At 37.8% G+C, this 14725-nt stretch carries 14 protein-coding genes; 2 read left to right on the plus strand and 12 right to left on the minus strand.

The annotated features are described in order from the left end of the window. Nucleotides 1–50: 50 nt before the first annotated feature. The 7 genes from ACIP9C_RS08230 to pdhA form a co-directional block, all read right to left on the minus strand. Nucleotides 51–728 carry an LrgB family protein gene (locus tag ACIP9C_RS08230; RefSeq protein WP_401009605.1) on the minus strand — a complete coding sequence of 226 codons (678 nt, stop codon included), beginning with the start codon at nt 726–728 and terminating at the stop codon, nt 51–53. Then, nucleotides 721–1164: a CidA/LrgA family protein gene (locus tag ACIP9C_RS08235; RefSeq protein WP_401009606.1), complete on the minus strand. Its 444-nt coding sequence runs from the start codon at nt 1162–1164 to the stop codon at nt 721–723. The genes ACIP9C_RS08230 and ACIP9C_RS08235 overlap by 8 nt, the downstream gene beginning before the upstream one ends. 232 nt (nt 1165–1396) lie before the next feature. Continuing rightward, nucleotides 1397–2179, minus strand: coding sequence for an SDR family NAD(P)-dependent oxidoreductase (locus ACIP9C_RS08240; RefSeq protein WP_401009607.1), 783 nt, complete (start codon nt 2177–2179; stop codon nt 1397–1399). A gap of 122 nt (nt 2180–2301) precedes the next feature. Continuing rightward, the gene (gene lpdA, locus ACIP9C_RS08245) at nt 2302–3717 is read right to left on the minus strand and encodes a dihydrolipoyl dehydrogenase (RefSeq protein ID WP_401009608.1); all 1416 of its coding nucleotides are present in this window, start codon (nt 3715–3717) and stop codon (nt 2302–2304) included. A gap of 4 nt (nt 3718–3721) precedes the next feature. Further along, nucleotides 3722–5068 carry a dihydrolipoamide acetyltransferase family protein gene (locus ACIP9C_RS08250; protein WP_401009609.1) on the minus strand — a complete coding sequence of 449 codons (1347 nt, stop codon included), beginning with the start codon at nt 5066–5068 and terminating at the stop codon, nt 3722–3724. A 47-nt stretch (nt 5069–5115) separates the two neighbouring features. Continuing rightward, nucleotides 5116–6093, minus strand: a complete 978-nt coding sequence (locus tag ACIP9C_RS08255; RefSeq protein ID WP_401009610.1) for an alpha-ketoacid dehydrogenase subunit beta — start codon at nt 6091–6093, stop codon at nt 5116–5118. A 3-nt stretch (nt 6094–6096) separates the two neighbouring features. Next, a complete protein-coding gene (pdhA, locus tag ACIP9C_RS08260; RefSeq protein ID WP_401009611.1) occupies nt 6097–7212 on the minus strand; it encodes a pyruvate dehydrogenase (acetyl-transferring) E1 component subunit alpha in 1116 nt (371 codons plus the stop codon). A gap of 395 nt (nt 7213–7607) precedes the next feature. Between pdhA and def the strand changes: the two genes are divergently transcribed. Next, a complete protein-coding gene (gene def / locus ACIP9C_RS08265) occupies nt 7608–8165 on the plus strand; it encodes a peptide deformylase (protein ID WP_401009612.1) in 558 nt (185 codons plus the stop codon). A gap of 319 nt (nt 8166–8484) precedes the next feature. Here def and phnX read toward each other — a convergent pair whose 3' ends face one another. From phnX to ACIP9C_RS08290, 5 genes are read right to left on the minus strand one after another with little or no spacing between them, the layout of a single operon-like run. Then, a complete protein-coding gene (gene phnX / locus ACIP9C_RS08270) occupies nt 8485–9273 on the minus strand; it encodes a phosphonoacetaldehyde hydrolase (protein ID WP_401009613.1) in 789 nt (262 codons plus the stop codon). Then, nucleotides 9263–10363, minus strand: a complete 1101-nt coding sequence (gene phnW / locus ACIP9C_RS08275; RefSeq protein WP_401009614.1) for a 2-aminoethylphosphonate--pyruvate transaminase — start codon at nt 10361–10363, stop codon at nt 9263–9265. Before phnW ends, phnX begins: the two co-directional genes overlap by 11 nt. Before the next feature lie 14 nt (nt 10364–10377). Beyond that, complete coding sequence (locus tag ACIP9C_RS08280) at nt 10378–11361, minus strand: extracellular solute-binding protein (RefSeq protein ID WP_401009615.1); 984 nt, start codon at nt 11359–11361, stop codon at nt 10378–10380. Further along, on the minus strand, nt 11361–12989 hold the full coding sequence (locus ACIP9C_RS08285; protein WP_401009616.1) for an ABC transporter permease subunit: 1629 nt from the start codon (nt 12987–12989) through the stop codon (nt 11361–11363). The genes ACIP9C_RS08280 and ACIP9C_RS08285 overlap by 1 nt, the downstream gene beginning before the upstream one ends. Further along, on the minus strand, nt 12982–13734 hold the full coding sequence (locus ACIP9C_RS08290; protein WP_401009617.1) for an ABC transporter ATP-binding protein: 753 nt from the start codon (nt 13732–13734) through the stop codon (nt 12982–12984). The genes ACIP9C_RS08285 and ACIP9C_RS08290 overlap by 8 nt, the downstream gene beginning before the upstream one ends. A 147-nt stretch (nt 13735–13881) precedes the next feature. Between ACIP9C_RS08290 and ACIP9C_RS08295 the strand changes: the two genes are divergently transcribed. Beyond that, nucleotides 13882–14646 carry a DeoR/GlpR family DNA-binding transcription regulator gene (locus tag ACIP9C_RS08295; RefSeq protein ID WP_401009618.1) on the plus strand — a complete coding sequence of 255 codons (765 nt, stop codon included), beginning with the start codon at nt 13882–13884 and terminating at the stop codon, nt 14644–14646. Nucleotides 14647–14725: the final 79 nt, after the last annotated feature.

The following is a 14725-nucleotide window of genomic DNA, read 5'->3' on the forward strand; positions in this document are numbered from 1 at the left end:
AAAGACCACATCCCTTTACAAGCACATTATATCTTGTAAAGGGCCTTTTATTACATAAATAGATAAACAAAGAGCGGACATAGAAACGCCCCTATAATCGCTGTTAACCCCATAGAAAGCGAGCCAACGGATAATTCTTGTTCACCATACTCTCTAAGTTTAACAAGCCCTACACCATGCGAGGCGCTTCCTATCGCTACGCCTCTACTAACAGGAGAGTCAATTTTTCCATATTTAATAACTAACGGTCCAATAATAGCTCCTACAAATCCTGCAATCATAACAAAAACTGCTGTTAAAGGAGGAATTCCGCCAATCGTTTCACTTACCTGCATACCTACAGGTGTTGTTAAAGATTTAGGCAAGGCTGTTAGCATCCAACTATCCTTTACACCGATCCATTTTAGCATTATAAAAATTGTAAGTAATCCGGTAACCATTGCTAGCATTATTCCTGAAAGAATTGAGTACTTGTATTTCATAATAATGGCTCTTTGATTATAGAGTGGGTATGCAAGTGCAACAACAGCTGGACCTAGCATTTTTTGTAGCCATTCCCCACCTACCATATAGGTTGAATACGGAATATTAAAGACAACTAAAATAACGGCACTGACAATAGTTGTTGTCACTAAAGGAATCATGATAGGATGTGGAAACCGTTGATAAAGCTTCGTAAATAAAACGAACAGCCCTATCGTACCAAGTACAACTATAAGTTCAATCAACAGATAATTCTCCCTTCCCCTCTTCAATATTTACTTCTTTTTCTTTCTTCGCTATTTCTCTTTTTTCAATCAGTTGGGTCAGCACTCCTGTTAAATAAATAGAAATTAATGTACTGGCAATTACAGCTAAAATAATGAACAGACCCGTTGTGGACATTAATTCTGGATAATCAATAATACCAACCGTTGCTGGAATAAAAAACAATGTTAAAACGCCAATTAAAAAACCAGCACCATCTTGAATGTATTCTACTTTAATTATTTTAAAATTGAGTAAAAGTGCTAATAACAGTAATCCAATTACACTTCCAGGAAGCGGAATGTGCAAGTACGAAACAATGCCCACACCAATGTAATAAAAAATATTGAGAATCCCAATTTGAACAATAATACGGACAGCACGCATTAATATCATAGTAAATTTTTCGTTCAACATTTCGCCTCTTTTCACCTCCTATTACGCTTATTCTACAACTGCAGGAATTTTCTGTCTATTATAATTTTAGAAAAACAATAGAAAAAAAGAGTCAACCTAAAACTTAATAGGCTGCTCCTTTTCGTTTAATATCGTCTTCATAGCGCATTCTTTTTCTGCATTTTATGTTACATTATGGGATGAAAAACGTAAATATTTTAGTGCATTTTGCTTATCGGTATTTGTCGTTAAACTATAAGGCGTGTCCTGAACCACCATCTATATTAACAGCAGTACCTGTCACATAACTCGCTGCATCTGATACTAAAAAAGTAATGACATTGGCTGCTTCTTGTGTTTCCCCTACGCGGCCAAGTGGTATCGTTTTACCGACTTTTTGCGAGTAGTCTTCCCAAGTTAATTCTGGTGCTTCTTTTTTCCATAGCTTCTCAATTTGATCACTTCGAATTAAGCCAATACAAACTGAATTCACACGGATATTATCTTTCCCTAAGTCCTTGCTCATCGCTTTCGTTAAAGCTAGTCCAGCTGCACGGCTAACTGTTGTAGGAAGTGAACTGGCAGGAGGCGTTTTAGCCATTACTGCCGTTACATTAACAATTGCCCCACCGCCAACTTTTCGCATATGTGGTACTGCATATTTGGAACAATTAATAGCACCAAATACTTTTAAATCAATATCTGCTTGCCACACTTCACTGCTAACCGTTTCAAATGGATTGGCTGACGCTGTACCCGCATTATTAATAACTATATCAATACGGCCAAAATGCTCTACTGTACGCTCTATAAGTCTCTTACAATCTTTCTCCTTCGTGATATCCGTCGGAACAAATAACACTTCTTCGCCCGTTTCATTTTTAATGCATCCAGCGGCTACTTGTAGCTGTTTTTCGCCACGTGCACTAATAACTACCTTCGCTCCTTCTTTCACTAGCTGCATCGCCGTATAATAGCCTATACCTTTACTTGACCCAGTAATAATCGCCACTTTTCCTTTTAAGCCTAATTCCATTTCGACCCACCCCTATTTTTTCGAATAGTCATTCAATAGTTTTACTGTATCAAAGTTAGTAGAATTATACAAAAAAACGACTATAAAGCATGTAGGCTTTATAGTCGTTTATATGTGATAAATTATTTTTTAGCTACAATATGGATTGGGTTGCCTAGTAATACTTCAGCAGCTTCCATCGTAATTTCACCTAATGTTGGGTGAGCATGAATTGTTAACGCGATATCTTCAGCAGTCATGCCGCCTTCGATTGCTAAGCCCATTTCAGCGATCATATCAGATGCACCTGCACCTACGATTTGAGCACCGATTAATAAGCCATCTTCTTTACGCGCAACTAGTTTCACAAAACCTTCTGTTTGGTTCAATGCAAGCGCACGACCATTTGCTGCGAATGGGAATTTTGCTGCAGTATATTCAATACCTTCAGCTTTAGCTTGATCTTCGTTATAGCCCACTGTCGCCATTTCTGGATCAGTGAAGCATACAGCAGGAACAGCTAAATAATCTACGATTGATTTCTCGCCAGCGATTGCTTCAGCAGCAACTTTACCTTCATAAGAAGCTTTGTGTGCAAGCTGTGGACCCGCTACGATATCACCAATTGCATAGATGTTTGGAATGTTTGTACGGCATTGTTTGTCAACATTAATTAGACCACGTTCGCCGAATTCAATTCCAACACCTTCAAGACCCATTTCATCTGTATTTGGACGACGACCAACTGTTACTAATACATAATCAGCTTCGACTTTTTTCTCTTCTCCGCCAACTTCATATGTTACAACTACGCCGTTTTCTGTTTCTTCAACGCCTTTTGCAGATGCGTTTACTTCAATTTCAACGCCTTTCTTTTTAAGGCCTTTTTTCACGATTTGTGTCATTTGTTTTTCGAAACCAGCTAAAATGTCTTTGCCACCTTCGATAATCGTTACTTGTGAACCTAGGTTTGCATAAGCTGAGCCAAGTTCTGTTCCGATGTAGCCTCCGCCGATTACAACTAATTTACCAGGTACTTCTTGTAAAGAAAGTGCGCCAGTAGAGTTTAGGACACGATCAGAGAATTTAAAAGTTGGAATTTCAACTGGACGAGAACCTGTTGCGATAATCACATTGTTAAATGTGTAAGTTTGAGCAGATTCACCATTGATGATACGCACTGAATGAGCGTCAACGAAATATGCTTCACCTTGTACAATTTCAACTTTATTACCTTTAAGTAAGCCTTCAACACCGCCAGTTAATTTTTTAACAACGCTGTCTTTAAAAGCTTGTGCTTTTGAAAAGTCTAGTTTCACATCAGAAGCGATGATACCCATGTCATCTGAATGTTTAGCATGCTCAAAGCGGTGACCAACTGAAATTAATGCTTTTGATGGAATACAACCTACGTTTAAGCACACACCACCAAGTACATTTTTTTCAACGATTGTTACTTTTTGGCCAGTTTGAGCTGCACGAATTGCTGCTACATATCCTCCAGGACCTGAACCAATGACAAGAGTATCTGTTTCGATTGGGAAATCTCCTACTACCATTTTGTTACGCCTCCATTAATAATAATTCTGGCTCACTTAACAAACGCTTTAAGTGATTTAAAGCATTTTGCGCAGTGGCTCCATCGATCATGCGATGATCAAAGCTCAATGATAATGCTAACACAGGTGCAGCTACAATTTCACCATTTTTTATTACAGGTTTTTCTGCAATTCTACCAATACCTAAAATCGCTACTTCAGGGTGGTTAATTACTGGAGTAAACCATTGACCACCTGCAGAACCGATATTCGTAATAGACATTGATGCACCTTTCATTTCATGTGGTGCAAGTTTACCATCACGTGCTTTTGTTGCTAAGTCATTAATTTCATTTGAAACCGCAAATACAGATTTGCGATCTGCATGCTTAATAACTGGAACTAGCAAGCCTTTTTCAGTATCTGCCGCAATACCAATATTGTAGTAATGCTTTTGAACGATTTCTTGTGTTGCATCATCTAATGAGCGGTTAAATTCTGGGAATTCACGTAAAGTTGAAATAAGTGCTTTCACTACGTATGGTAAGTACGTCAATTTCACACCTTTTTCAGCAGCGATATCTTTGAATTTTTTACGATGTGCTACAAGAGCTGTTACATCAACTTCATCCATTAGTGTAACGTGTGGCGCAGTTTGTTTTGAATGCACCATTGCTTTAGCGATTGCTTTACGAATGCCAGACATTTTTTCACGTGTTTCTGGGAAGTCGCCTTCAAGAACAACAGGTGCAGCTGGTGCAGTTTCTTGTTGAGAAACTGCTTCTTCATTTGCAACTGAAGCTTCTTCAGGCTGTACTGCTCCACCGCCATTTAGGAAATTCTCAATATCTGCTTTTAAAATACGACCATTTTTGCCAGTACCCGGTACTTCATGAATATTCACATCATTGTCTCGAGCAAATTTGCGAACTGAAGGCATAGCAATGACGCGTTTCGAACTATCAGTTGTTTCTTGCTTTACTGCTACCTCCGCTGTTGCTGAAGCTTTTGGTGCTTCTTCCTTAGCAGCAGGCGCTTTTGCTACATCTTGACCTGCTTCAGCAGTTGACTGTACTTGTGCCTCTGTCTTCGCTTCAGCATGATCGTCACCTTTTAGCTTCAAATCTTCATAACCAGGAGCATCTAAACGAATTAATACATCGCCAACAACAGCAACTGTACCTTCTGCTACTAGTATTTCCTCTACTTTGCCTTCAACAGGTGAAGGAATTTCTACGACTGCTTTATCATTTTGGACTTCACAAAGGATATCGTCTTCTTTTACTGTATCCCCAGCTTTAACGAACCATTTTACAATTTCGCCTTCGTGAATACCCTCGCCAATATCCGGTAATCTGAATTCAAATGCCATGTGTACCCATCCTTTCTCTTTGCTCTTCTTCAAATATGCAAGTTACATTAGAATGTTAAAACTTTTTTCGCTGTTTCCATTACATCTTTATAATTCGGTAACCAAACACCTTCAGCTTGTGGGAATGGGTACACTGTATCCGGTGCTGCTACACGAAGAACAGGAGCCTCTAAGCTCAAAATTGCACGTTCTGTAATTTCAGCGACAACATTCGCAGCAATACCTGCTTGTTTTTGTGCCTCTTGAACAACGATTGCTCGGCCTGTTTTTTCAACTGACGCAATGATTGTTTCAACATCAATTGGTTGAATTGTACGTAAATCAATAACTTCTACAGAATGTCCTTCTTTTTCTAGTTCTTCTGCAGCCTTTAAGCTTTCGTGTACCATTAAGCCATATGCAACAATTGTTAAATCTTTACCTTCACGTTTTACGTCAGCTTTACCTAGTGGAATTTCATATGCTTCCTCAGGTACTTCTTCACGGAATGAGCGATATAATTTTAAATGCTCCAAGAAAATAACTGGATTATCATTTCGAATAGAAGAAATAAGTAAACCTTTAGCATCGTAAGGTGTTGATGGTACAACTACTGTTAAACCTGGTTGAGCTGTCATTAAACTTTCTAAGCTGTCAGAGTGCATTTCTGGAGTATGCACACCGCCGCCGAATGGAGAACGAATTGTTACAGGTGCATTGTACACACCACCGCTACGGTAGCTTAAACGCGCTAATTGTCCACTGATAGAATCCATTACTTCATATACGAAGCCGAAAAATTGAATTTCTGGAACTGGACGGAAACCTTGAAGAGAAAGACCGATCGCTAACCCGCCGATACCTGACTCTGCTAATGGTGTATCAAATACACGGTCAACACCAAATTCTTTTTGTAGGCCTTCAGTTGCACGGAAAACCCCACCGTTGACGCCTATATCTTCTCCGAATAAAAGAACGTTTTCATCATTCTTTAATTCTGTGCGAAGAGCATCTGTAATTGCTTGAATCATCGTCATTTGTGCCATAGGTTATTTCGACTCCTTCTCTTTGTAGATTTCATACTGTTCTTTTAAATTAGATGGCATTTCGCCTTTATACATATTTTCCATTAACTCTGTAACTTTTTGTTTAGGTGCAGCATCAGCTTTTTTGATTGCGTCTTTAATTTCTTCTTTCGCGCGCTCGATAACAGCCTCTTCTTTTTGCTCATCCCATAAACCTTTACCCTCTAGGTATTTACGGAAACGAACTAGTGGATCTTTTTGAGCCCATTCGTTATCTGTATCTGATGTACGGTAACGAGTTGGGTCATCCCCAGCCATAGTATGTGGGCCATAACGGTAACACATTGTTTCAATGAAAGTTGGACCTTCACCATTAATTGCGCGTTCACGTGCATCACGAGTTGCAACATAAACTGCAAGCGCATCCATACCATCAACTAAAATACTTGGAATACCTGCTGCAACACCTTTTTGTGCAATTGTTTTTGCAGCTGTTTGTAATTCACGTGGTGTTGAAATCGCGAATTGGTTATTTTGTACGATGAAAATTGCAGGCGCTTTAAATGCACCAGCAAAGTTTAAACCTTCATAGAAATCACCTTGTGATGAACCACCATCACCTGTATAAGTAATTGCTACTGCTTTTTTACCTCGTTTTTTAATACCAAGTGCCACCCCAGCAGCTTGGATATATTGAGCACCAATAATGATTTGTGGAGCTAGTACGTTTACGCCTTCAGGAACTTGATTCCCCAAGAAGTGACCACGTGAGAATAAAAATGCTTTATCTAACGGTAAACCATGCCACACAATTTGTGGTACATCACGGTAACCCGGTAAAATCCAATCTTCTTTTTCTAATGCGAAATGAGAAGCAAGTTGTGATGCTTCCTGACCTGCTGTTGGTGCATAGAAGCCTAAGCGACCTTGACGGTTAAGAGAAATGGAACGTTGATCTAAAATACGTGTATATACCATACGCGTCATTAACTCAACTAACTCTTCATCTGATAATTTCGGATCTGCCTCGTCATTTATAATTTCGCCTTCTTCGTTCAAAATTTGAAACATTTCAAACTTTTCTTCGATTTCAGTTAGCGTTTGTTTTGGATCAAAAATATTATTGTTTTTCTTGCTCATTTGTCACATCTCCCTTTCAACTGTATTAAAATAAATCACTTTCAAACTAGTACAACTTATTCTTAGCACTCAGTATACTGAATAAAATACCGTCGGTCAATCATATATTACGCCTAATACCAAAGAATTTTTCTACAAAAACGATTATTACAGACTGTCCCATACTGTATTACTAACTACAAAAATCTGTATTACAACAACATTCATCAAGCGCACAAACATTACGTTTCAATACATAATTACCAATAGTAGAATACCCCAGTTCTCTATAATCTAATAGCAACATAAAATATTTTTAAGTTTATTCAAATAAAGTCTTTTTTCATGTGCATGTTTTAATGTGTGATGTATACTTATATATAAGGTAATACAAAGATTGAAAGGAAGATTTACTCATGATTTTAATGGATGATATTATTCGCGAAGGCCATCCGACTCTCCGCACAAAAACAGAGGAAGTTCTATTCCCTTTAACTGATGAAATAAAACAGCTCGCTACAGATATGCTTCAATTTTTAATTAACAGCCAAGATCCGGAAATAGCTGATAAGTATGATTTGCGTAGTGGCATCGGTTTAGCTGCTAATCAAGTAAACAGCCTCCATCGAATGTTCGCTCTTCATTTGAAAGACGAAAACGGCGAACAACTTAGCTTTGTTGCTATCAATCCTAAAATTGTTAGCCACTCTGTTGAAAATACCTACCTTCCAACTGGCGAAGGTTGCTTATCTGTTGATCGTAATGTTCCTGGTTATGTGCCTCGTCATGCACGCATTACAGTTAAATTTAAAACAATCGACGGTGAAGAGAAAAAAATGCGTCTATCAGGCTTACCAGCTATTGCATTCCAGCATGAATTAGACCACTTAAACGGCGTCATGTTTTATGATCGTATCAATGAAAAAAATCCGTTTGCAGAAATTCCAAACGCTATTCCTTATGAACGTGACTAAGATAAGCTTCTTCGTAACGCTGACTTATCAAAGGCAAAGTGTTCGTTAATTAAATATTATTAAGAAGAACTTAGCTAGTTCCTCTCTTTTGCAATAGATAATATTTTGCAGAGGGCATTAGTTAATGGTAGCGAAGGCGGTGACTCCTGCGGGAACGCACGCAGCTTAAGACGCAACAGTCGACGCGATAGCGACGGTTGCAGCTTACGTGTATGCACGCGGAAAGCAACCGCCGTAGCGGACATCAATAGCAAAAAGTGTTAGATTGACTGCGATCAATCTAACACTTTTTTCTTTTATATTTTTCTAGCAGCTTATTTTAAACTAATCGCTCATTAATCGTTTCTATTAGTGCAGGTAGTTCTTCCATTGTTTGGATAGTATAATGCGCGCCCACTTCTTCAAAAATAGCTTTGGTTTTTTCAATAACAGTGACTTGCTCTTCATCAGATAAGCCTTTAAATTCCTGTTCCGTTAAACCCATTTCTGAACTACCGATGATGACACCGACAGCCCAAACGCCAGCATTTAGCGCCTCTTGAATATCTGAAGTAGTATCTCCAACTTTAACAATTTGCTTTGTTGATTTTACACCAAACTCCTCGATATTTCTAAAAATCATATAAGGATACGGGCGCCCTTTATCTCCTACGTCAGTTGGCGTGACTAAAAAATCAGGCTTATACCCTTTTTCCTGAGCGTGATGAGTCACTACTTCCATCATAGATTTAGTATAGCCTGTTGTAGAGCCTATGCTTATTCCTGCCTGTTTTAAATGATTAACCGTTTCTGTTACATGTGGGATTGGATCGGTGTACAGTGCTAGTGATTCCATTAACTTCGTTTCAAACTGCGAATATAACGCTTGTACATCATGTTCCGTATATGCACGTCCATACACTTGTTCCCAAGCCTCACTTATTCTAGTCATTTCAAGCATTGTTCGAATATGATCAATTTTTAACATCCCCATAGGTTTACGCGCTTCTTCCAGCGTCACCGTTACACCTGCATCTTCAAAAATTGTAAGAAAAACATTTACTGGTGCAAAACATCCGAAGTCTACCGCAGTACCTGCCCAATCTAAAATTACCGCTTCAATTTTCATTATTTTTCACCGCCATATAGTTTTCAATTACATTGCATAATGCATTCATATCTTCCTCGTGAACATCCCCTATATTCCCAATTCGGAATGTATCGAATTCAGTTAATTTCCCTGGATAAATAACAAAGCCAGCTTGTTTGATCTCATGATAGAAATGATCGAAAGAAAATGCTTCATATGGATATACAAACGTCGTAATAATAGGTGATTGCATATCCTCCGTAATATAAGCCTTAAATCCACATTGCGACAATCTTTCACGCAGCATTAGATTATTTTTAGCATAGCGTTTGTAACGCGCCTCTACTCCACCTTCAGCCACCAGTTCCTCTAATGCCTTGGCAAAAGCCGCTACAACATGTGTCGGGGATGTAAAACGCCATTTCCCATCTACTTTCATCACTTGCCATTGACTATATAAATCTAATGCAACACTTTTAGCTATCCCTTTACATTTTTCTAACGCTTCAATTTTCGCAATGACAAATCCAAAACCTGGAACGCCTTGAATACATTTGTTTGCACTACTAATTAAAAAGTCGATTTGACCGTTTGACAAATCCATCGGTACACCACCAAAGCTACTCATCGCATCGACAATAAATGTTTTATCAAACGCTTGAACAACTTCGCCTATTTCATTAATTGGATTTAATATGCCTGTAGTCGTCTCACAATGGACAACAGCTACATGGGTAATACTAGCATCATTTTTTAGTATCGCTTGCACTTCTAATGGTGATGGTTGCTCATTATACGGCACACAATAAACGACATGCTGTAACTGAAGGGCTTTTGCCATTTTTACTATGCGTTCCCCGTAGGCACCATTTGTTAATATCAGGACTTTGTCTAATTCACTAATAGCAGTTGTTAGTACAGATTCAACAACGAAGCTACCACTTCCCTGCATTAAAACTGCTGTATAATTTGTTTCATCAACTTGCGCTAATTCAACTAGCTGTTTACGTATCGTTTGCGTAACTTGCTTATAGTCGTCATCCCATGTACAGCGATCTATTAACATCTCCCTTTTTACCGCTTCTGTTGTAGTTAATGGACCCGGTGTTAATAATTTGTAGTTATTCATGTCATTATGCTCCTTTATTGTTGTGCTTCTTTAAAGAATGCTTGATGTTTTTCTAATAAATCGACCGTTAAAGTCGTGTCCCACTTTTTCAAATACTGCGGAACGTATTCATCATCTACTTGCTCACCTTCATAAAGCGCTACCGGATATTGTTTCAACAAATCTGCTCGTGACTCTGTCGCAATTACCTTTGCCATTTCTATTGCCAACGCTTCATCGCCCTCTTTATCTACAACAGCAACAGATTCTGTTAACGTAAAATTGCCTTCAGTTGGGTCAATATAGTCAATTGGTAAGCCCTCATTTTTTGCATCAATTGCTTGAATACGTAAACCAAACCCAGCTGCCACTTCACCTGTTTTCACCTTTTTAATAGGACCAGAGCCAGAGCTTTCAATATGAGGACCAGCATTTTTAATTAAATCCGCTAATACTTGCTTTCCTTCTTTTTCTCCGTATTTATTCATAATCGCTTGTACTAATAACCAACCTGTAGATGAGTCTAGAATATTAGGAAATGAAACTAAATCTTTATATTCAGGGTTCGTTAAATCCTTTATTGTTTTCGGCACAGGTAGCCCTTTTTGTGCCAATAAATCTGTATTGATAAAAATAGATCCCACATTCCCTAAAATCGGTAATGCATAGGTAGACCCACCATCTATTGGCTTTAAGTCCGAGGAAAGATCAACAAACATTGATTTAGATGTTTGAGCACTTTCTATAAAATACGAAGCCATCGTTACAACATCCGCTTCAATATCAGTACCTTCCGCCATCATTTTCCCACCTAATTCAGATGTCCCAAATGATTGGATGATATACTTGCCTTCATAGCCTTTCTTATCTAATGTCGCTTGCATTACCTCAATTGCTTCATCATCTGCATTCGAGTAAATAATTACTTGTTTGTTTGCATCAGCCTCTGCACTGCCGCATGCAGCTAATACAATTGCAGAACTAACAGTACCTAACATCATGATTGTTGACTTTTTCATCATTCCATCTCCTTACCCTTTTCTTTAGTTGTTGTTATATAGTCACAACCTAATTTCACAATGAGGTTTGTACATAAAATAAAAATGGAGAGAACAAAAATATCTGTATACTTTGCAAAATGCTGAAGTTCTTTTATGCGCGTCGAGACAAGCATTGTTTTCGTACTGACAAGGAAAATTACCCCACTAACAGTCACCATGGCATTTAAAAAATAGTAGCTAAACATTTGAAAAATAGTAGGACGGATATTCGGTAAAATAACGCGCACCACCGTTTGAATCCAGGAGTCTTTTAACAATTCCCCCGTTACTTCCCATGTAGGGTCCATTTTTTGCAAGGAGTTTTTCGCCATCAAATACGGTGTTGTGAAAAAATGAACGACAGTATAGGCAATAATAATAAAGAAGGTCCCCTTTAGCGAACTTCCATTAAAGAAAAACAAATAAGAAAGACCAAGAACCATCCCTGGCACGGTGTTCGTAACCATTGACATAATATCTATCGTTTTTCTTCCTTTCAGTGGCGTTCTGACATTTAGAAGAGCTGAAACAAATGCTATACAAACACCTAAAACAGCTGTAAAGAAGGCAACGATAAGTGAATTCAAATATACTCTAGTTAAATTTTTTTCTGCTAAAACATTTTGTATATGTTCAAATGTGAAGCTAAAGTCATATGGATACCCTTTTGTAAATGGCACAATGAACATTGTCGAGAAGATGAGAAAAATCGAACTCACACATATTAATGAAAGAACTGTAAATGTACTATCGCGCAGACGATGTACTACTAGCTCACTTTGACTAGCGTGCTTGTATTGAAAATTAAATCGATCTAGCAAACTTAGCATCACGATACCAAGTACAGCAGGCAAGAGCATCAATACAGAAATTACTGCCCCTTGCTCAAATCGTACAATAGAGCCAAGCATTGCTTGATAAAGCTCTGTAGCGATTACTTTATAACTTCCTCCTACCGAAGCTGGAATACCAAAGTCGGTAAAGCTTAAAATAAAGGTTAATATAAAAGCTCCACCAATTGTTCCTAGCATTGGACGAAGTACGGTATGGTAAAATCGACGTGAAGGCCTATCATGCATCAGCATGGAAACGAGCAAAAACCGTTTATCGATGTACTGCATGGAATTTTGCATCAAAATAAAGGCAACAGGTAATGTATAGAGCACATATCCAATTAACAATCCATTAAATCCATAAATAGTCACTATAGGCTGACCTACTAATTTTGTAATAATGCCTTGATTGCCAAATGTATAAATTAATACAAAACCATAGGTGATTGTCGGCAACAACATCGGCAATGTTATGCCTACATGTACAAGTTTTTTAACGTGCTGATTCATCGTCGTAAAATGTAATGCATAAGCCAATGCAAACGCTAAACCGGTTGTGATAATAGCAGCTACTAATGACACTTGAAAACTATTGAGAAAAGCTTCACGTATTTCAACACTCTGTAATGCTTCTACATAGTTTTGTAACGTTATGCTATTGCCTTTTTTCAAGGACTGCCAAAACATATAAAGTAAAGGCACAATTAAAAAGAAGAGAAAAAAGAAGGCAATGGGCATAAACAAAATTTTCATCATTTTATTAGTTCTAAGCATAGGATTCTCCAAACAGTTGGTAGATGTTATGACGTTTAATATGAAGTTGCCTTAAGATAAAATCTTCGATAAATTGATTTTTTGGTGTTTTTAATATTTCATGAGGTGTACCATATTGTGAAACAGTGCCCTCGTTAATAATTAGTACTTTATCTGATAACGTAAGCGCCTCTTCAGGATCGTGGGTCACGATAATTGTCGTTAGATTAAATTGCCGTGCAATCGACTTAATGCGCTCTTTAATCGATTCCTTGATTACCCCATCAAGAGCACTTAATGGTTCATCTAGTAATAATATTTTCGGTTGCATCACGAGTGTTCTAGCAATTGATACACGCTGTTTCTGCCCTCCTGATAATTCGTGAATCTTCTTATGTAAATGTGGAGTTAGTTCTAAAAAATCAACATACTCTTGTATCTCGTCTTTTGTCATTTGCTGTTTTTTATTTTTTAAGCCATACACGATATTGTCGTAAGCATTTAAATGTGGGAACAACGCGAAATCTTGGAAAACGATATTAAATCCCCGTTCCTGCATGGAATGTTTCGATATATCTTGTCCATTGTAAAAAAGTTGCCCATTCGTTTGCTCTGTAAGACCTAGAACAATGTTGAGTAATGTTGTTTTGCCACAACCACTCGGCCCCAATAAAGAAACTATTTCACCAGAGCCAATCGTTAAATTTATATCTTTTAAAACTTTTTTATTTTTATAGCTTTTTGAAATATTTCTCAGTTCCAACAAATCGCTCACTCCTTTTGAGTTGTTACTCACAGTATAGTGGCAATTTGTAAAGGGAAATAACATATTTGTGTAAATGTTGAGTAAATTCTGACCAACTGTTGACAAAGTCACTACCACTTTGAGTAAATAACTAATAGAGGTGATTAAATGTATACATTAGAAAGGCAGCAACATATTTTGCAATACGTACGCAATAATAAGGTAGTGAAATTAGTTACCTTGACAAAAGAATTCAATGTATCAATGGAAACTATCCGAAGAGATATTCAATTACTTGTGCAAGAGAAGAAAATTGAGAAGTTTTATGGGGGCGTAAAATATATTGAACCTGTCGAAGGGCTAATGGACAATCGATTAACGCAGCAACTAACAGAAAAAATCGCTATCGCAAAAACTTGTGCTTCTTTAGTAGAGGATGGTGATTGTATATTTATTGATAGTGGCACAACAACTTATCAGATGACGCCCTTTCTTTTAGGAAAGGAAAAACTAACAGTTGTTACGAATTCTCTACCTGTGGCATTTGATTTAATCGGCTCCAATATTGAAGTAATGATTATTGGTGGGAAGATACGTCATTCAGAAAAGTCGGTCACTTCTAATGATTTTCTTTTCCGATTCGATCATTTGAATATTAATAAGGCGTTTATATGTGCAAGTGGTGTAACGCTTGAAAAAGGAATATCCGATTTCAGTATAGAAGAGGCGATGACGAGGAAACAGCTCATTAATATATCGCAAACAGTTTATGTTGTAACGGATTCTTCTAAATTTAATAAAGATGTCGCGATTCAAGTGTGCCCGTTAGATCAGGTCGACATGATTATTACCGATAACAAACTTTCTAAAGATACGCTAAAGCAGTATACTGAGGCAGGAATTAAACTAGAGGTTGTTGAAGCTGGGTCCTAAGTGAAAAAAATTCAGAATTGTTCGAGTGCCTGACACTCTAGCGGGCACGATGTAAGCCGCAACCCTCGCCAATGCGCAG

The sequence above is a fragment of the Lysinibacillus sp. NPDC093210 genome, from assembly GCF_044753985.1.
Classification (GTDB): Bacteria; Bacillota; Bacilli; order Bacillales_A; family Planococcaceae; genus Lysinibacillus.

Excerpts from the sequence above, each read along its gene's own strand:
- ACIP9C_RS08280 (WP_401009615.1), bottom strand. The coding sequence starts at position 11,361 with ATGAAAAAGTCAACAATCATGATGTTAGGTACTGTTAGTTCTGCAATT.
- ACIP9C_RS08255 (WP_401009610.1), bottom strand. The coding sequence starts at position 6,093 with ATGGCACAAATGACGATGATTCAAGCAATTACAGATGCTCTTCGCACA.
- lpdA (WP_401009608.1), bottom strand. The coding sequence starts at position 3,717 with ATGGTAGTAGGAGATTTCCCAATCGAAACAGATACTCTTGTCATTGGT.
- ACIP9C_RS08240 (WP_401009607.1), bottom strand. The coding sequence starts at position 2,179 with ATGGAATTAGGCTTAAAAGGAAAAGTGGCGATTATTACTGGGTCAAGT.
- phnW (WP_401009614.1), bottom strand. The coding sequence starts at position 10,363 with ATGAATAACTACAAATTATTAACACCGGGTCCATTAACTACAACAGAA.
- ACIP9C_RS08295 (WP_401009618.1), top strand. The coding sequence starts at position 13,882 with ATGTATACATTAGAAAGGCAGCAACATATTTTGCAATACGTACGCAAT.
- phnX (WP_401009613.1), bottom strand. The coding sequence starts at position 9,273 with ATGAAAATTGAAGCGGTAATTTTAGATTGGGCAGGTACTGCGGTAGAC.
- ACIP9C_RS08285 (WP_401009616.1), bottom strand. The coding sequence starts at position 12,989 with ATGCTTAGAACTAATAAAATGATGAAAATTTTGTTTATGCCCATTGCC.
- ACIP9C_RS08250 (WP_401009609.1), bottom strand. The coding sequence starts at position 5,068 with ATGGCATTTGAATTCAGATTACCGGATATTGGCGAGGGTATTCACGAA.
- def (WP_401009612.1), top strand. The coding sequence starts at position 7,608 with ATGATTTTAATGGATGATATTATTCGCGAAGGCCATCCGACTCTCCGC.
- ACIP9C_RS08235 (WP_401009606.1), bottom strand. The coding sequence starts at position 1,164 with ATGTTGAACGAAAAATTTACTATGATATTAATGCGTGCTGTCCGTATT.
- pdhA (WP_401009611.1), bottom strand. The coding sequence starts at position 7,212 with ATGAGCAAGAAAAACAATAATATTTTTGATCCAAAACAAACGCTAACT.